The following is a 17,694-nucleotide window of genomic DNA, read 5'->3' as shown; positions in this document are numbered from 1 at the left end:
ACGATCTGAACGCATGGTGAAATCTCCTTGTCCGCCTTTGCCCCACGGGACGACAATTTTTTTCATCGTCCTATGGGAGAGATCCCTTTAGAGGCTTCCAAAAAATTTTTCGGGGTCCGGGGCCGAAGAAGGCCCTTGGCCCTCAAAGGGCCGGTGCGATACTCTGCGCATCCTTGGAGGAAAACGTTGGACCTTCGCGTGAGAGAGATGCTCGAGCGGACCGAGGAGCGGGAGCTCCATCCGCGGGCCGCGCGGTCGGCACGGTCGCGGGGGCGGGTGCGGCCCGAGGATCCCTGCGACCTGCGGACCTGCTTCCAGCACGACCGGGACCGGATCCTACACTCGAAGGCGTTTCGCCGGCTCAAGCACAAGACCCAGGTGTTCCTGGCCCCGGCCGGGGACCACTACCGGACCCGACTGACCCATACCCTGGAGGTCAGCCAGATCGCCCGCACCATCGCCCGGGCCCTGCGGCTCAACGAGAGCCTGGTGGAGGCGATCGCCCTCGGGCACGACCTGGGCCACACCCCGTTCGGACACGCGGGGGAGACGGTACTGCGGCAACTGCGGCCCGGGGGGTTCCATCACGCGGTGCAAAGCCTCCGGGTGGTGGACCGGCTGGAGCGGGGCGGGCGGGGGCTCAACCTTACCCACGAGGTTCGTGAGGGGATCCTGCACCACTCCAAGGGCCGGGGCGAGATTCTGGCCTCCGGCGCGAGCCTCGAGGCCCAGGCCGTGCGGGTGGCCGACCTGATCGCCTACCTCAACCACGACGTGGACGACGCCCTGCGGGCGGGGGTGATCGGGCGAAGCGAGATTCCGGCGGCGGTGACGCGGGTCCTCGGGGAGACCCATGGGCAGCGCATCGACACCATGGTACGGGACACGGTTGTCGAGACCATGCGGCGGGACTGGGAGACCATCGCCATGGGCGAGGAGGTCCACGCGGCCGCCCTGGAGCTGAGGGAGTTCCTCTACGAGCGGGTGTACGACAACCCCGAGGTCCACGAGGACTTCATCAAGGCCAAGAAGATCCTGGAGGAGCTCTACGGCCACTTCGTGGCCCGGCCGGACTGGTTTCTCGAGAACCTGGCCCAGCCGATCCCCGGGGAGAAGGTGGAGGACCTGGCCGCCGACTTCATCGCCGGCATGACCGACCGCTACGCGCTGCTCCTGTACGAACGGATCTTCATGCCCCAGCCCTGGAGGGTCCTCTAGCCCCAGGCTTCAGGTTTTCCGCGGAAACGCCGAAACGTACCGGAAGGGGCCGCTCGCCGGCCCCAGGACCAAGGGAGACCCCATGCCCCGAATGGTTCTCGTGGTGGACGACAGCTCCACGATCCAGGAGGCGGTCCGGCACGCCCTGGCCGGCGAACCCTGGGAGGCGGTGAGCGCCGCATCCGGCGAGGAGGCCGAGGACAAGCTCCAATCCGGCCGGTTCGACGTGGTGCTGTGCGACGTGGACCTGGGAGACGAGGACGGGTTCGGGGTGTGCCGCCGCATCCGCGAGGTCTCCCCCAGCCGCGCGGCCCCCGTGGTGCTCATGGGGGCCCGGGTCACGCCGGCGGCGGCCGAGGCAGCCGGCGCCACCGCCACCCTGACGAAACCCTTCTCCTCCGAGGAACTCCTCGGGGCGCTGCAGGAGGCCGTCGAGATGCAGAGCTTCGGCATGGACGATCTCGAGCTCGAGACCACCGAACCCGTGGCGGAAACGCGGAAGGGTCCCTCGGTGCCGCCGGCGGCCGAGGAAGAGGTGGAGATCATCGACCTGTCTGACGAGGAGGACCTCTCCGAGTTCGAGCTGCTGGAGGACCTGGAGCCCATCGAGGTGCCCCCCTCCCCTCTGGAGGAGGAGCCCGCCTTCGGGCTGGACGACCTCCTCAGCCTGGGGGATGAGGGGGAACCGGACGGAACCGATGCGAAGCCCCTGGACCTGGACGCCGGGGGCGGGGGCTCCACCCCTGCAAGCGCGACCGAAACGGAACCCGGTGAGATCGGGGACCTGCTGGCCTCCCTGCCGGCCGACGAGGGGGCCGAGGCGGCGTTCCCGCTGGCGGAGGCCGATGGCGCGGACGAGATCGGCGACCTGCTGGAGTCCCTGGCCCCGGAGCAGGGCCTGGAGCCGGCCGAGGACGAGAGCGGACCCGAGATTCCCATCGCGCCGGCTCCAGCAGAGCCTTCGACCCCAGCGTTCGAGGGGGCGGAACCGACGCCCACCGGCGAGGCCGAAGAGCCGAAAACGGAGGGGGCCGAGGCCGCCCCGACCGAAGAGGGGACGCTGTTTCCCGAGACCCCCGAGGCGTACGAGGAGGCCCCCACCGGCTGGGAGGAGCCCGGCCCCACCCCGCCCCATCGGACGGACTGGGACCGGGAGGCTCCCGGTGGGGAGCCCACCGCGGCCTCCCTGGAGCCGATGGTCGAGACCACGGTGCGGCAGGCCTTGGAGCGGAGCCTCTCGCCCGAGGCGCTGACCCCCCTGGTCCAGGCCACGGTGGAGAAGGTGGTGTGGGAGGTGGTGCCCCAGCTGGCCGAGCGCCTGATCCAGGAGGCCATCGAGCGTCTGAAGCAGGAGCCCGAGGGAGGGGGTTAGCCACAGATCTTCACGGATCGGCACGGACCGGAAACCGGGACGAGCAGGCCCTGGCCTTCGAGGCCGGGGCCGTTTATTTTGGGGCGAAACCGCCAACAAGGCAGATGCACTCCCCACCTTGCTCGGGAGAAAGAGACCTTCCGGAGTTCTCCATGAACGACACCTGGCGTAAATGGTTCCCGGTCTCGAGCCGGATCACCTACCTCAACCATGCGGGGGTGGCCCCCCTGTCCACCCGGGCGGCCGCAGCCATGGAGGCGGCCGTGCGGGAGTGCGCCGAGTGGGGGGCGTTCCGGTACGGGCGGCTCCTCGAGGGCATCCGCCGGGCCCGGCAGGCCGCGGCGGCCCTCCTGGGCACCCATCCCGATCACGTGGCGTTCGTCAAGAACACCTCAGAGGGCGTGTCGTTCGTGGCCGAGGGGTTCCCCTGGAACCCGGGCGACGCGGTGGTGGTGCCCGAGGGCGAGTTCCCGTCCAACGTGTACCCATGGATGAACCTGGCCCGGCGGGGGGTCCGGGTGATCCGGGTGCCTGAGCGCGGGGGCCGGCTCGACCTGGACGATTACCGCCGGGCCCTCGCCCAGGCCGGGGTGCGGATGCTCGCGGTATCGGCCGTGGAGTACGGCACGGGGTTTCGAAACGATCTCGAGGCCCTGGGTGAGATGTGCCGGGAGCGGGGCGTGTTCCTCTTCGTGGACGCGATCCAGGCCCTGGGATGCCTCCCCCTCACCCCCGAACGGCTCGGCATCCACGCCCTGGCGGCCGACGGGCACAAATGGCTGTGCGGACCGGAGGGGATCGGGATCCTGTACCTCTCCTCCGAAGCCCTGGAGCGGCTCCATCCGGTCGAGGTGGGGTGGAACTCGGTCCGGGACCCCATGGCCTTCGACCGGATCCGGTTCGAGCTGCGGCCGGACGCGGCACGGTTCGAGGCCGGAAGCCCCAGCACCGTGGCGATCCACGGCCTCGGCGAGGCCGCGCGCCTCCTGCTCGAGGTGGGCATCGACCGAGTGTGGGCCCGGGTCCAGGAGCTATGGGGCGAGCTGGCCGAGGGGCTGCGGGAGCGGAGCTACTCCATCGCCTCCCCCCTGGCGCCCCGGGAACGAAGCGGTATCCTGACCTTCGTGCCCCGCCGGACGGCTCCGGCGGACCTGGCCGCCGGGCTTCACGCCGAAGGGGTGTTCGTGGCGGCCCGGGGGCCGGGGGTGCGGGTGTCGCCCCACTTCTACAACACCGCCGAGGATCTGGAGCGGTTCTTCGCGGCCCTGGAGCGCCTCGACCGGGAAGGGTAACTATCGTTGGTCCGGGACGAGCTAGAGACCAGAAACTAGAGACTAGAGAAATCTTTTAGGGGCCTCAGCCCGTGAGGCGGGCGGACGCCCCAACAGCCCCCCCCGGGTTGACGAGAGGCACTTGCCCTGGGGGCCAAGAGACCGAAGACCTTCGACCGACGACCGTAGACCGAAGTTACTGGGAAGGGGCCCCGCCACAGAGCCTGGAGGGAACCCGATGATCCGCAAGCCCGCCGTTGCCGGACAGTTCTATCCCGGAAACCCCACACGCCTGGAGAAACTGGTCACCCGGGTCCTGGGGCCCGGGCCGGAGGAGCCTGCCATCGGGGTGGTCTCGCCCCACGCCGGGTACGTGTACTCGGGCGCGGTGGCCGGTCACACCTTCGGCGCCGTGCGGGTGCCCGACACCGTGATCCTGCTCGGCCCCAATCATACCGGGCTGGGCACCGAGGCGGGGGTGTGGGTGCGGGGGGGGTGGGCCACCCCCCTGGGCACGGTGCCCGTGGCCGAGGACCTGGCCGAGGCCCTCCTGGCCGCCTGCCCGATCCTCCAGGAGGACACCCTGGCCCACGTGCACGAGCACTCCCTGGAGGTCCAGCTGCCGTTTCTGCAGGTGAAGAACCCGGCCGTGCGCATCGTCCCGATCTCGTTCATGCTGCGGTCCTACGGGGACATCGCCGAGGTGGGGCGGGCCGTGGCCCGGGTGGTGGAGTCCTGGCCCGACCCGGTGCTCCTGGTGGCTTCGAGCGACATGAGCCACTACGAGCCCGAGGACGCGGCCCGATCCAAGGACCGGATGGCGATCGACTGCGTGCTGGCGCTGGACCCCCGGGGCCTGCTTGACACTACGAAACGCCATGGGATTACAATGTGCGGCGTGGTACCCACGGCGGTGATGCTCGTGGCCGCCCGGGATCTTGGGGCTGCCGGCGCAAGGCTGGTCCGGTATGCCACCTCGGGCGACGTCAGCGGCGACCGCCGCCAGGTCGTGGGGTACGCCGGCATCGTGGTGGCCTGACCCGGCCGGGCCTGCTCTTCCGGGCAGGCCCGCTCTCGTTTCGTCCCCCGGCCGCCATTTCTTTTCTCGTTGACATCGGAGGAGTTCCCCATGTCGGGTGTACGGACCCGCTTCGCCCCGAGCCCCACCGGCCATCTGCACGTCGGCGGGGCCCGGACCGCCCTGTTCAACTTTCTCTATGCCCGCCACCACGGCGGCACGTTCGTGCTGCGCATCGAGGACACCGACCGGGAGCGCTCCACCGACGAGAGCACCCGGGCCATCCTGGAGTCCATGAGGTGGCTCGGGCTCGATTGGGACGAGGGCCCCTACTTCCAGAGCCAACGCACCGGCCTGTACCTGGAGCACGTGGAACGGCTGCTGAAGGAGGGCAAGGCCTACCGCTGCGACTGCCCGCCGGAGGTGGTGGAGGCCAAACGGCAGAAGGCGCTGATCGAGGGCCGCAAGCCCAAGTACGACGGCACCTGCCGGGCCCGCACCGACGTGGATCCCTCGAAGCCCCATGTGGTCCGGTTCAAGGCCCCCCAGACCGGCACCACCGTGGTTCCCGACCTCCTGAAGGGGGAGGTGGTCTACGACAACGAGGAGCTCGACGACCTGGTGATCTTACGCACCGACGGCTCCCCCACCTACAACTTCGTGGTGGTGGTGGACGACGCCCTCATGGGCATCACCCATGTGATCCGGGGCGACGACCATCTGAACAACACCCCCCGCCAGATCCAGCTGTACCAGGCCTTGGGCTACCCCCTGCCCCGGTTTGCCCACGTGCCCATGATCCTGGGACCCGACAAGAAGCGGCTGTCCAAGCGCCACGGTGCCACGAGCGTGGAGGCCTACCGGGACGCAGGGTTCCTGCCCGAGGCCCTCGTGAACTTCCTGGCCCGGCTGGGATGGTCCCACGGTGACCAGGAGATCTTCTCCCTGCAGGAGCTGATCGATCTGTTCGACCTGGACGGGGTGGGCCGGTCGGCGAGCGTGTTCAACGAGGACAAGCTCCTGTGGCTCAACGCCCACTACATCAAGGAGTGCCCCCAGGACCGGCTGGTGGACCTGGTGAGACCCTTTCTGGAGCGCAAGGGGTACGACACCGCCGACCGCGGCAAGCTGGCGGTGCTGGTGGAGGCGTTTCGGCCCCGCTGCAAGACGCTGGCCGAGTTTGCCGAGAAGGCCACCCCCTACTTCGTGCGGGAGATCGAGGTGGACCCGGCCGCGGCGAAGAAACACCTGAAGGCCGCGATCGCGCCGGTGCTGGCCGACCTGCTCGAGGCGTTCCGGGCCGTGGAGCGGTGGGACGTGGCGTCCCTGGAGCGGGCGTTCCTCGACGTGGTGGAGGGCAAGCACGCCCTCAAGATCGGCAAGGCCGCCCAGCCCCTCCGGGTGGCCGTGACCGGAACCACGGTGAGCCCGGGGATCTTCGAGACCCTGGTGCTGGTGGGGCGGGAGTGGGCCCTGGAGCGGATCGAGCGGGCCCTGGAGATGGCCCGGGCCAGGGCGGCCGGCTGATACCAGGTTGCGTTCATCAAAGCGATCGGGCCCCTGAACCGGCGGGGCAAGGGCTCTCTGTTCGAGTGCCACTCGGTATGACCCGCAGTCGAAGACACAGGCTCGCTTCCCCGGGGGCGGTGTAGCTGACCTCTTCGGGCCGGGGGAGGAACCCCATGGCGTGCTACTTTGTCTGCCCTTCGTGCCAAACCGCCCTGCGGGTGGACCCGGCGAAGCTCCCGCCCCGACCCGCCCGCTACCGGTGCAAGCGCTGCGATACCGTATCGGTGGTCCAGGAGCACCTCCACGACCGGCCCTCCTCCCCCAAGCCACGCCCCGCCGGCCCGCCCCCGGTGCCCGACGGCACGGTGTACCACCACGTGAGCGACCTGGCCCGCATGGGCATGGCCGGCGCGACCTACCGCCTGGTCGTGGAGATCGTGTCCCGGGAGGGCACCGCTCGAACCCTGAGCTTCGACGAGCCCCGGGTCACCGTGGGCCGCGGCGACGCCGGGATCCGGGTGGACGACCCCCTCGTCAGCCGCCTCCACCTGGAGATCGAGCGCGTTCGCGACCGGGTGATCGTGAAGGACCTGGGCAGCACCAACGGCACGTTCGTGAACGAGCGCACCGCCACGGCCGAGTTCGTGGGCGAGACCGACGAGGTGCGGATCGGGAACACCCGGCTGCGGATCCGGGTGGAGATGATGGGCTAGCGCTCCCGGAACGCCACCACCGCGGTGACGTTGTCCGGCCCGCCTCGCTCGAGGGCCGCTTCGATCAGGGCTTCGCAAGCCGACAGGGGATCTGAGCTCTCGCGAAGGAGCCCTTCGATCCGACCGGCCGGCACGGGCCCCCACAGCCCGTCGGAGCACAGCAGCACCCGGTCTCCCCGCTCCACCCCCTCCCACGTGTACTCCGGGCCCGCCTCCAGAGCCACCCCCACGGCCCGGGTCACCACGTGGCGCAGCCCCGACGACCGGTCCCCGAGCTCGGCCACGGCCGAGTGGTCGCGGGTGAGCACCCGAAGGCCGCCGCCCCGGAGCAGGTAGCACCGGGAGTCCCCCGCGTGGACCACGTGGAGCCGGGGCCCGGCCGCCAGGGCGGCCACCAGGGTGCATCCCATTCCGGCCCGGACCGGGTCGGCCCCGGCGTCCCGGGCCACGGCCCGGTGGGCCTTCTCCACCGCGGCCACCAGAGCCTCGGGCCCCGGCCGCCGGACGGCGGACACCGCCCCCACCACCGCCGCCACCGCGATCCGAGCCGCCCGGTCGCCAGCTGCGTGCCCCCCCATGCCGTCGGCCACCACCCACATGGGGGGGCGCTCCAGCAGCCCGAACGCATCCTCGTTGTGGGGCCGCACCCGGCCCGGGTGGGTCAGGCCGGCGGCCCGCCAGCCCCCCGGGGGTCGGTTCCGGAACCAGGTCCGCACGGGTCACTCGTACCGGAACCGCACCGGGCCCGCGGCGATCTCGTCGCCCGGCGAGAGCCGCACCGGCTCGCCGCCGAGCTTCCGGCCCGCCACCCGGGTCGCCCGCCACCTGCCCCGGTGGGCCACCACGTGGCCGTCGGCCGAGGCCAGCACCGTGAACTGGACCCGGCCGAGTGCGAACCCACCCACCCGCGCCTCGCACTCCGAACCCCTACCCACCCGCACCACCCCCCGCCCCGACAGGTCCACCACCTCCGGCTCGGCCCGGCCGGACAGGCACACCAGGCGGCGGGGCGGTGCGGAGCGCCCGGGCCCGGGCCCGCGCCCCAACACCACGGTGGCGTCTAGATCGGTTCCGGGGTCGGCCGACTCGGCCGCGGCCTGCACCGTGAACTTGGCCAAAGTGACCCGGTCCTCCGGGCCGACCGGGGCGCTTCCCTCGACCCGAACGCCGTTGACGAACGTGCCGTTGCGGCTTCCCAGGTCCTCGACCCGCACGCGTCCCCCCTGTCGGACCAACCGACAGTGGCTCCGGGACACGGCGGGGTTGTCGATACGCACGTCGGCGTCGGCGCCCCGGCCCAGCACCACCGCCCCGCCCTCGGGCAGATCGAACCGAGCCACCTCTCGGTCACCCAGCAACACGCGCCACCGGTCCATGGGGAACTCCTTGTAGGGCCGTTCGTCGTTGGTCGTTGGCCGTTCATCGTGGGGTCGGGGCGTCATACCAAGTTGCGTTCAAAGCCATTGGACCCCTTGCCCCGCCCCACGAGAACTCTCGGTTTGAACTCGACTTGGCCTCACCCGGGCAGCCACCCCTTCACCCAGGCGGCCACCTGGTCGTACAGGGCCTGGACGGCGGGGGGGGCCGAGCGCGAGACCAGGGCGTGGGCCCAGTACCCGGCGACTGCGGCTCCGGCAAGGGCGGCGACCATGCCCACCCGGCGGCCCCAGGCCGCCGGCCCGCGGGCCGCGCCAGCCCCTTGGGCCGCGGCCGGGCCCTCCCCGGCCCCGAGCACCACGGTGGGGGCCCCGGTGTCCTCGCCGGGGCCCTCCTCCAGGCGCTCCAGCACCTCCAGGGCCGCATCGGCCGTGGCCGGGCGGCCGTCCGGGGCCAACGCCAGCAGCCTGCGCACCAGGTCCGCCAGGGCCTGCGGTGCGGCCTGGAACCCCTCGGTCTCGACCAGCGTGCCCCCGTCCCACCGGGGGCGCTGCCCGGCGAGCATCTCGAAGAGCATCACCCCCACGGCAAACAGGTCGGCGCGCACCGACCGCTCCTCGCCCCGGATGCCGTACCAGTTGGGGGGGCCGGAGGGGTCGGCGTAGTGCTCGTCCAGGCCGAAGTCCGTGAGCTTGACGTCCCCCCGCTCCCCGAACAGGACGTTCGAGGGCCTCAGGTTGCCGTGGACGATCCGGTTTCGGTGGGCGAAGGCCAGGCCCTGCAGGATGCCCCGGGCGATCCGGGCGGCCTCGGGCCAGGGCAGCGGCCGCACCAGGCGGTCGCGCAGCGACCCGCCGCTCAGGTACTCCATCACGACGATGTAGAACTGATCGTTCTGGGAGGTGCCGAGCACGCTGGCGATGTTGGGGTGCCGGAGCGCCGTGAGCATGCGGGCCTCGGTGTACCCCTGGCTGCCGGCGGGCTTGCGCTTGATGACCAGCAGGGAGTGGTCCTCGCGGTTCTCGTAGAGGTACACGGCGCCGTACCGGTCCTCCTTGAGCACGTCGAGCAGGGCGAACTTCTCCCCGATCCGGGCCATGCCCTGGCCGGCCCGCCGGCGCTGGTCCCCCGCGATGTGGGCGCCGCGCAGGATCTGCAGCAGCCGGTCCCGCACCACGTCGGCCGAGAGGGGCCGACGGGCCGGGTCGGGGTCGAGGCACCGGAGGATCAGCTCGTCCAGGGCCTCCGGCAGGTCCCGACGCAGGGCCGAGGGCGGTTTCGGCGGGGAGCCTGGCTTCCCGCCGGTGAATAGCTCGTACATCACCGCGCCCAGGGAGTAGATGTCGCTAGCCGGGGTCACGGCCCGGCTGTCCACCTTCTGCTCGGGGGACATGTAAGCCAGGGTTCCCATCACGACCCCGGCCTGGGTCGAGTCCGACACCCGGGACTCGTCCGCGAACTGGGCGATCCCGAAATCGAGCACCCGGGCGTTGCCGTCCAGGTCCACCAGGATGTTGCCCGGCTTGATGTCCCGGTGGATCACCCCGTTCTTGTGGGCGTAGGCCAGGGCCTTGCAGACCTGGGTCATCAGGTCCAGCTTTCGGTTCGTGTCGAGCCCGCCTTCCCGGATGAGGCGGGCCAGGTCCGTGCCCTCCACGTACTCCATGACGAAGTACGGCCGTCCGTCCCGGGTGATCCCCCTGTCGATCACGTGGATGATGTTCGGGTGGGTCAGGCGGGCGATGATGAGCGACTCCCGGCGGAACCGCTCGCGCAGCTCGGGGTCGTCGGCCAGGCTCTGGGCGATCACCTTCACGGCCACGGGCCGGTCCAGGGAGGTCTGGACCCCCTTGTACACCGTGGCCATGCCCCCCTGGCCCAGCTTGCCCACGATCCGGTACGGTCCGACGTCCTTCATCCCACGCCTCGTGTTCGGGGAACCCAGGTTTTCTGAACGGCCGTGCGCCGCAAAAACTCAAGCGCGGGGCCCTTCCCCCCGATGTTGCAACGCGGTATGGATACCTTTATGAGTTCACCCGCAGGCTCCGGGGCTCCCTGTGGGCGTGAAGAGGCGGATCCCGAAGAGAGGACGATTCCATGACCAAGCCGGACGACTCCGAACGGATTCTGATCAAGAAGTACGCCAACCGCCGGCTCTACGACACCCGCAACAGCCGGTACGTGAACCTTCGGCAGATCGCGGAACTGGTGAAGGACGGGCACACCGTCGAGGTGGTGGACGCCACCACCGGAGAGGACCTCACCAAGGTGATCCTCACCCAGATCATCCTGGAGGAGGAGAAGGACCGCAGGGATCTCCTTCCGGTGGGGTTCCTCCACCAGCTCATCCAGTACGGCGAGTCGGCCTACGAGCAGTTCCTGGAGAGCGTGTTCTCGGCCGGCATGGCCGCCTACCGAAACGCCCAGCAGCAGATGGAGAGCGTGTGGCGGACCTGGATGGGGCCGTGGGCCCCCCCACCTTCCCCCACCCAGGAGATCGAGGCCCTCAAGGCCCGCATCGCCGAGCTGGAGGCCCGTCTGGCGGAGAAGCGCTGAACCGGCCGGCTCCCACCGCGAACCGCCGTTTTTTCCCTTGACACCGCTCCCGGGCGTGTGCAGGATTTCCTGCAACTCAAACCTTGCGCAGGAGCTCCTGCCTTGCCCAGCCGTTCGCGCCCCCGGGACCGCGTGCTCGCCTTTGCCCAGGCCCACCCCGAAGAGGCCAGCTACCTCACCGCCAGGGAGCTGGGCGAGCGCCTGGGGATCAGCGAGTCCACCGTGATCCGGGCGGTCCAGGCCTCCGGGTTCTCCGGCTACCCCGAGTTCCAACGGCGGCTCCGCCAGAACCTGGTGGGCCGGCGCACCACCGTGGAGCGGTTCACGATCCACGGGGACCCCCTCTCCCGGTCCTTCTCCCGCGACATCGAGAATCTCAGAGAGACCTGGACCGATATGCCCAAGGGCGAGTTCTGGAAGGCCGCCCACCTGCTGGCCGGCGCCCAGAGGGTGTGGGTGTTCGGGCTGCGCATGTCCCACGCCACGGCCGTGGTGCTGGAGCTGGGGCTGTCGTTCCTCGGCGTGAACGCAAGGCTCCTGGCCCCCCGCACGGCCGACGTGTGGGACCAGTTCGCCCGGGTGGCGCCCGGCGACGTGGTGGTGGCCATCAGCTTCCCCCGGTACACCCGCATCGCCGTGGAGGGCGCGGCCCTGGCCCGGCGGCAGGGGGGCACGGTGGTGGCCATCACCGACGGCCCCGACTCCCCCCTGGCCCCCCACGCCCACGTGCTGCTGCCGGCGGCCTACGGCATCGACGGGTACGTGGAGAGCTTCACCGCCTCGATCAGCCTGGCCCAGGCCCTGCTGCTGGCGGTGGGCGAGGTGCGGGGCGAGGACGGGCTCAAGGCCCTCGAGGCCCGGGAACAGATCTGGGAACGGCAGAGCGTCTACTGGAACCCTGAAGAAGAGGGGTAGCCGGCCCCTTCCCTGGGCTTCCGGCACCCCGCAGCCACCGGAGGATGCAAGCGTTGGAACCGCTCATCATCACCGCCGCGGTCACCGGAAGCCGAACCCCCCGCGAGAAGTGCCCCCACATCCCGATCCTGCCCGAGGAGATCGCCGACGCGGCCGTGGAGGCCGTGAGGGCCGGCGCGGCCGTGGTTCACATCCACGTGCGCGACCCCGAGACCGGCGTGGGCACCCAGGACGAGGGTCTCTACCGCCGCGTCCTGGACCGGATCGCCGCGGCCGGGGTGGACCCGGTGATCTGCCTGACCACCAGCGGCATTCCCGGCCGCAACCTGGCCTACGAGGCCCGGTTCATCCCCCTGCGGTTCCGGCCCGAGCTGGCCAGCTTCGACGCCGGCAGCCTGAACGTGGGAGACGGGGTGTTCCTGAACCCGCCGGAGTTCCTGAGGGACCTGGCCCGCCGGATGGCCCAGGTCGGGACCAAGCCGGAGCTGGAGATCTTCGACACGGGGATGATCGGCAACTGCCTGCGGCTCCGGGACGAGGGCCTGCTGGAGCCCCCGCTCCACTTCCAGTTCGTGCTGGGCGCTCCCGGCGGGGCCCCGGCCACCTCCAAGGCCCTGGTGCACATGGTGGAGTCGATCCCCCCGGGGTCCACCTGGAGCTCCATCGGCATCGGCAGGGGCCATCTGCCGATCATGCTCACCACCCTCGCCCTGGGAGGGCACGTGCGGGTAGGGCTCGAGGACAACATCTACTATCAACGCGGCGTGCTCGCCCGGTCCAACGCCCAACTGGTGGAGCGGGTGGTGCGGCTGGCCCAGGAGATCGGCCGGCCCGTGGCCACCCCGGACGAGGCCCGCCGCATTCTCTCGCTTCCCCGGGCCGAGGCCGGCCCGCGGCCCAACCCCTGACGGAGGGGCACCATGGCTGTTGCGCTGGCGACCCAACCCAAGACCCCCGACTCCCCCCCTCCGGACCGGCTCGTGGAGCCGGCCGGGGCGGATCACGTGTTCTACCGCAGCCCGGGCAAACGCTACCCCAAGGCCGTGCGGGCCGAAGGGGTGTGGATCTGGGACGAGAACGGCCGGCGCTACCTCGACGGGTCGTCCGGGGCCTGCGTGGTGGCCATCGGCCACGGGGTTCCCGAGATCCGGGAGGCGGCCCTGGCCCAGTTCGACCGCATCGCCTTCGCCCACGGCTCCCAGTTCACCACCGAGGCGTGTCAGGAGATGGCCGCCCGGGTCGCGGCGCTGTCGTCCCACCCGGACCTGGACAAGGTGTACTTCGTCTCCGGCGGGTCCGAGGCGGTGGAGACCGCGGTGAAGATGGCCCGCCAGTACTGGCGGGAGCGGGGCATGCCCGAGCGCTACAAGGTGATCAGCCGATGGACCGCCTACCACGGCAACACCGCCGGAGCGCTGGCCCTGGGCGGTCACACGAGCCGTCGGGCCCCCTACATGCCCCTGATCCTCCACACCCCCCACATCGAGCCGTGCTACTGCTACCGGTGTCCGTTCCACCGCAGCCCGGCCACCTGCGAGCTGGAGTGCGCCGAGGCCCTGGAGCGGGCGGTGCGGTACGAGGGTCCGGACTCCATCGCGGCGTTCATCGCCGAACCGGTGGTGGGGGCCACGGCAGGGGCCCTGGTGCCCCCGGAGGGCTACTGGCCCCGGATCCGGGAGATCTGCGACCGGTACGGCATCCTCCTGGTGGCCGACGAGGTGATGACCGGGGTGGGCCGCACCGGCCGCCCCCTGGCCCTGGAGCGGTGGGGCGTGCACGCCGACCTGGTCGTGTTGGCCAAGGGGCTGTCGTCGGGGTACGCGCCCATCGGCGCGGTGCTGGTTCACCGCAAGGTCCACGACGCCATCCGGGACGGCTCGGGCCGGTTCGTGCACGGCCACACCTACGGCCAGCACCCGGTCAGCATGGCCGTGGGCGCGGCCGTGCTGAGGTACATGGAGGAGCACGACCTGGTGGCCCGGTCCGACGCCATGGGTCGGGTGCTCCTGGCCCGGCTGCGCCAGGAGCTGGGGCACCACCCCCACGTGGGCGACATCCGGGGCCTGGGCCTGTTCGCCGGCGTGGAGCTGGTGTCCGACCGGGAGACCCGCGAGCCGTTCCCGGCCGAGGCCCGGGTGGCCGAGCGGGTCGGGGCCGAGGCGTTCCGGCTGGGGCTCGTGACCTACCCCGGCAGCGGCTCGGTGGACGGGACCCGGGGCGACCACATCCTCTTGTGCCCCCCCTTCGTGATCCGCGAGACCGAGATCGACCTGCTGGTGACGATTCTGACCGAGGCGGTGGATCGGGTCACCGGTGGCGAAACCCCTTGATTCGAGGGCCAAACGGGTTTTTACTGTTCCGGCCGGGCAGGGCCGGCCGCTGCCCCCCGTCCGCCGCACGGAATCCGGGTCGGGGAGCCGGAGCGATCTTGACACGGGGAGCCGGTTCCGGTACATGAACCGCCCCGTTTGGCTGCATCAAATCGTTTTCGTCACGGGCCCCTGGCCCACAACGGTAAGGAGGGAAGGCCATGAGGAAGCTCGCCGTGTTGGCCCTGGCCCTGGGCGTGTCGGCCCTAGGGCTCACCACTGACGCCTCCGCCCGGATGCGTTACGTCACCATCGGCACCGGGGGCGTGACCGGGGTGTACTACCCCACCGGTGGAGCCATCAGCAAGATGGTCAACAAGAAGCGCAAGGAGTACAACCTGCGGGTCACCGTGGAGTCCACGGCCGGGTCGGTGTTCAACGTGAACGCCATCATGAACGGGGACCTGGAGTTCGGGATCGTCCAGTCCGACCGCCAGTACCAGGCGTGGAACGGGCTGGCCGAGTGGGAGGGCAAGCCCCAGAAGAAGCTGCGGGCCGTGTTCTCCATCCACCCCGAGTCGGTCACCCTGGTGGCCGCGGTGGACGCCGGCATCAAGACCATCTACGACCTCAAGGGCAAGACCGTCAACATCGGCAACCCCGGGTCGGGGCAGCGCCAGAACTCCATCGACGCCCTGGCCGCGGCCGGCATCGACTGGAAGAAGGACATCCGGGCCGAGGGGTTGAAGGCGGCCGAGGCTCCCGGGATGCTCCAAGACGGCCGGATCGACGCGTTCTTCTACACCGTGGGCCATCCCAGCGGCGCCATCAAGGAGGCCACGGCCGGCGCCCGCAAGGTGCGGTTCGTGGAGATCCCGGCCGAGGTGGTGAAGAAGCTCACCGACAAGTACCCCTACTACGCCGCCTCGAAGATCCCGGTGGAGTTCTACCCCGGTGCCGAGAACAAGGAAGACGTGCCGACCTTCGGCGTGAAGGCCACCTTCTGCACCTCGATCGACGTGCCCGAGGACATCGTGTACGCGATCACCAAGGAGGTGTTCGAGAACTTCGACGAGTTCAAGAAGCTCCACCCGGCCTACAAGGTGCTCACCAAGGAGAGCATGCTCGAGGGCCTGAGCGCTCCCCTGCACCCCGGCGCGGAGAAGTACTTCCGGGAGGTCGGTCTGCTGAAGTAGACGTCCTGCCCCGCGGGGGAGGGTCCGGAGCCCTCCCCCGCGTTTCCTGGCCCGGGCTCAATCTCCTGACCCACGCTTTCCAACCCGACCGTCCGGCAGGGAGACCGTCATGTCCGTGCCCCCCGCTGACCTGGATACCGCCGACCAGAACCTGGCCCAGCGCCTCAAGGAGGAAGAGGAGCTGGGGCTGCGCCGGCCCCAGGGCTGGCAACGCGGGCTCGTGCCCGCCATCGCCCTGACCTGGAGTGCGTTCCAGCTCTCCCTGGCCAGCTGGCTCCTCCTCGACTCCACGTACATTCGGGCGATCCACCTGGCCTTCGCCTTTGCCATCGTGTTCCTGTCGTACCCCACGCTGCGGCGCACGGTGCGCATCCCGGGGCTGAGGTGGCTCGGCGAGAAGCGCAGGATCCCCTGGATCGATATGGCCCTGGCCGGGGCCGCCGTGGTGGCGGCCGTGTACATCGCCTGGGACTACGAGGGCGTGTCGGCCCGCATCGGTATCCCCAACGCCCGGGACATCGTGTTCGGGATCGTGCTCGTGGTGTTCCTGCTCGAGGCGGCCCGCCGGGTGCTCGGCCCTGCCATGCCGATCATCGCCGGCACGTTCACCCTGTACGCCTTTTTCGGGCCGTACATGCCGGACGTGATCGCGTTCAAGGGAGTGAGCCTCGACCGGTACGTGAGCCAGATCTCCATGAGCACCGAGGGGATCTACGGCATCCCCCTGGACGTGTCGGCCACCATCGTGTTCCTGTTCGTGCTGTTCGGGTCCATGCTCGAGAAGGCCGGGGCGGGCCGGTTCTTCATCGACCTGGCCATGAGCCTGCTGGGCCGGTACAAGGGCGGGCCGGCCAAGGCCGCGGTGATGTCGAGCGGCCTCACCGGCCTGGTGTCCGGGTCGTCCATCGCCAACGTGGTGACCACCGGCACCTTCACGATCCCCCTCATGAAGAAGGTGGGGTACCCCCCCACCAAGGCCGCGGCCATCGAGGTGGCAGCCAGCACCGACGGCCAGATCATGCCGCCGATCATGGGGGCGGCCGCGTTCATCATCGCGGAGTACGTGAACGTGTCGTACCTGGAGGTGGTCAAGGCCGCGGCCATCCCAGCCTTTGCCTCGTACGCCACCCTGTTCTACCTGACCCACATCGAGGCGTCGAAGCTGGGGCTCAAGGGGCTTCCCAAGGCGGACCTGCCCAGGTTCCGGCAGACCCTGGTCTCGGGCCTCCACTACCTGATTCCCCTGCTCGTCCTCCTCTACGAGCTGATCATCCCCCGCCACTCCCCGGACCTGGCTGCGTTCCGCGCCATCCTGGTGCTCGCCGGGGTGATGCTGCTGCAGCACCCGGTACGGGCCTGGCGGACCGGCGGGGACATGGCCGCGGCCCTTCGGCGCTCCGGCACCGAGATCCTGGACGGGCTGATCTCGGGGGCCCGCAACATGGTCAGCGTGGCAGTGGCCACGGCTGCCGCTGGCATCATCGTGGGCGTGGTGACCATGGGGCTCGGGGGCCTCATCACCGACGTGATCGACACCCTGAGCCGGGGCAACATCTACCTGATGCTCGCGATCACGGCGTTCGCCAGCCTGATCATGGGCATGGGGCTCCCGACCACGGCCACCTACATCGTGATGGCGGCGTTGACCGCGCCGGCCATCGTGCAGATCGCCGAGTGGAACGGGCTGTTCGTGCCGATCATCGCGGCCCACCTGTTCTGCTTCTACTTCGGGATCCTGGCCGACGACACCCCGCCGGTGGGCCTAGCCGCGTACGCGGCCGCGGCCATCGCCAAGAGCCCGCCGATCCCCACCGGGCTCCAGGGGTTCATGTACGACATCCGTACGGCCATCCTGCCGTTCATGTTCATCCTGAACCACGACCTGATCCTGTGGGGGATCAACAGCTGGCCTCAGGGGCTCATGATCTTCGCGGCCACCTGCATCGGGGCGTTCGCCTTCGCCTCGGCCACCCAGGGGTGGTTCATCACCTGGAACCGGTGGTACGAGGTGCCCCTGCTCCTCCTGGTGACCCTGATCATGATGCGGCCCGACTGGACCAGCAGCCTGGTGGGCCTTCCCCACGAGGAGCGGTACTGGATGTACCTGGTGGGGCTGGCCGTGTGGGGCCTGGTGTACCTGCTCCAAAAACCCCGGGTGGCCCGGACCGCCCCGAGCCCGGCCTAACCCGCATGATTCATGAAGCCTTCTGCTGCAACCGCCGATTGCACGCCATCTCGGG

At 70.2% G+C, this 17,694-nt stretch carries 15 protein-coding genes; 12 read left to right on the top strand and 3 right to left on the bottom strand.

Annotation, left to right across the window (positions count from 1 at the left end):
• Positions 1–207 precede the first annotated feature (207 nt).
• From DEFCA_RS0101775 to DEFCA_RS20140, 6 genes are all read left to right on the top strand, one after another.
• Positions 208–1,218 (top strand): deoxyguanosinetriphosphate triphosphohydrolase, encoded by a 1,011-nt coding sequence (locus tag DEFCA_RS0101775; RefSeq protein ID WP_029733388.1) that lies wholly within the window; start codon positions 208–210, stop codon positions 1,216–1,218.
• Positions 1,219–1,300: 82 nt separating this feature from the next.
• A complete protein-coding gene (locus DEFCA_RS23935; protein WP_025321334.1) occupies positions 1,301–2,590 on the top strand; it encodes a response regulator in 1,290 nt (429 codons plus the stop codon).
• Positions 2,591–2,742: 152 nt separating this feature from the next.
• Positions 2,743–3,882: an aminotransferase class V-fold PLP-dependent enzyme gene (locus DEFCA_RS0101765; protein ID WP_025321333.1), complete on the top strand. Its 1,140-nt coding sequence runs from the start codon at positions 2,743–2,745 to the stop codon at positions 3,880–3,882.
• Positions 3,883–4,099: 217 nt separating this feature from the next.
• Positions 4,100–4,900 carry an AmmeMemoRadiSam system protein B gene (amrB, locus tag DEFCA_RS0101760; RefSeq protein ID WP_025321332.1) on the top strand — a complete coding sequence of 267 codons (801 nt, stop codon included), beginning with the start codon at positions 4,100–4,102 and terminating at the stop codon, positions 4,898–4,900.
• A 90-nt stretch (positions 4,901–4,990) separates the two neighbouring features.
• On the top strand, positions 4,991–6,406 hold the full coding sequence (gltX, locus tag DEFCA_RS0101755) for a glutamate--tRNA ligase (protein ID WP_025321331.1): 1,416 nt from the start codon (positions 4,991–4,993) through the stop codon (positions 6,404–6,406).
• A 155-nt stretch (positions 6,407–6,561) separates the two neighbouring features.
• The gene (locus tag DEFCA_RS20140; protein WP_025321330.1) at positions 6,562–7,101 is read left to right on the top strand and encodes an FHA domain-containing protein; all 540 of its coding nucleotides are present in this window, start codon (positions 6,562–6,564) and stop codon (positions 7,099–7,101) included.
• Here the strand turns inward: DEFCA_RS20140 and DEFCA_RS0101745 are convergent.
• The 3 genes from DEFCA_RS0101745 to DEFCA_RS0101735 form a co-directional block, all read right to left on the bottom strand.
• Complete coding sequence (locus tag DEFCA_RS0101745; RefSeq protein ID WP_025321329.1) at positions 7,098–7,817, bottom strand: PP2C family protein-serine/threonine phosphatase; 720 nt, start codon at positions 7,815–7,817, stop codon at positions 7,098–7,100. The genes DEFCA_RS20140 and DEFCA_RS0101745 overlap by 4 nt on opposite strands.
• 3 nt (positions 7,818–7,820) lie before the next feature.
• Entirely contained in the window at positions 7,821–8,477 is a 657-nt protein-coding gene (locus DEFCA_RS0101740; RefSeq protein ID WP_025321328.1) for an FHA domain-containing protein, read from the bottom strand.
• Positions 8,478–8,617: 140 nt separating this feature from the next.
• Positions 8,618–10,396, bottom strand: a complete 1,779-nt coding sequence (locus tag DEFCA_RS0101735) for a protein kinase domain-containing protein (protein ID WP_025321327.1) — start codon at positions 10,394–10,396, stop codon at positions 8,618–8,620.
• A 179-nt stretch (positions 10,397–10,575) separates the two neighbouring features.
• Here DEFCA_RS0101735 and DEFCA_RS0101730 point away from each other — a divergent pair, with 179 nt between their 5' ends.
• From DEFCA_RS0101730 to DEFCA_RS0101705, 6 genes are all read left to right on the top strand, one after another.
• On the top strand, positions 10,576–11,034 hold the full coding sequence (locus DEFCA_RS0101730; RefSeq protein WP_025321326.1) for a polyhydroxyalkanoate synthesis regulator DNA-binding domain-containing protein: 459 nt from the start codon (positions 10,576–10,578) through the stop codon (positions 11,032–11,034).
• Between the two features lie 102 nt (positions 11,035–11,136).
• Complete coding sequence (locus DEFCA_RS0101725) at positions 11,137–11,949, top strand: MurR/RpiR family transcriptional regulator (protein WP_025321325.1); 813 nt, start codon at positions 11,137–11,139, stop codon at positions 11,947–11,949.
• A gap of 53 nt (positions 11,950–12,002) precedes the next feature.
• The gene (locus tag DEFCA_RS0101720) at positions 12,003–12,857 is read left to right on the top strand and encodes a BKACE family enzyme (RefSeq protein ID WP_025321324.1); all 855 of its coding nucleotides are present in this window, start codon (positions 12,003–12,005) and stop codon (positions 12,855–12,857) included.
• A 12-nt stretch (positions 12,858–12,869) separates the two neighbouring features.
• Positions 12,870–14,279, top strand: coding sequence for an aspartate aminotransferase family protein (locus DEFCA_RS0101715; protein WP_025321323.1), 1,410 nt, complete (start codon positions 12,870–12,872; stop codon positions 14,277–14,279).
• Positions 14,280–14,479: 200 nt separating this feature from the next.
• The gene (locus DEFCA_RS0101710; RefSeq protein WP_025321322.1) at positions 14,480–15,454 is read left to right on the top strand and encodes a TAXI family TRAP transporter solute-binding subunit; all 975 of its coding nucleotides are present in this window, start codon (positions 14,480–14,482) and stop codon (positions 15,452–15,454) included.
• 109 nt (positions 15,455–15,563) lie between these two features.
• Positions 15,564–17,639, top strand: a complete 2,076-nt coding sequence (locus tag DEFCA_RS0101705; RefSeq protein ID WP_051463175.1) for a TRAP transporter permease — start codon at positions 15,564–15,566, stop codon at positions 17,637–17,639.
• Positions 17,640–17,694 lie beyond the last annotated feature (55 nt).

This window comes from Deferrisoma camini S3R1 (genome assembly GCF_000526155.1).
GTDB lineage: Bacteria > Desulfobacterota > Deferrisomatia > Deferrisomatales > Deferrisomataceae > Deferrisoma > Deferrisoma camini.
The sequence above is the reverse complement of the archived record's forward strand: the minus strand, read 5'-3'. Positions and strand labels throughout refer to the sequence as shown.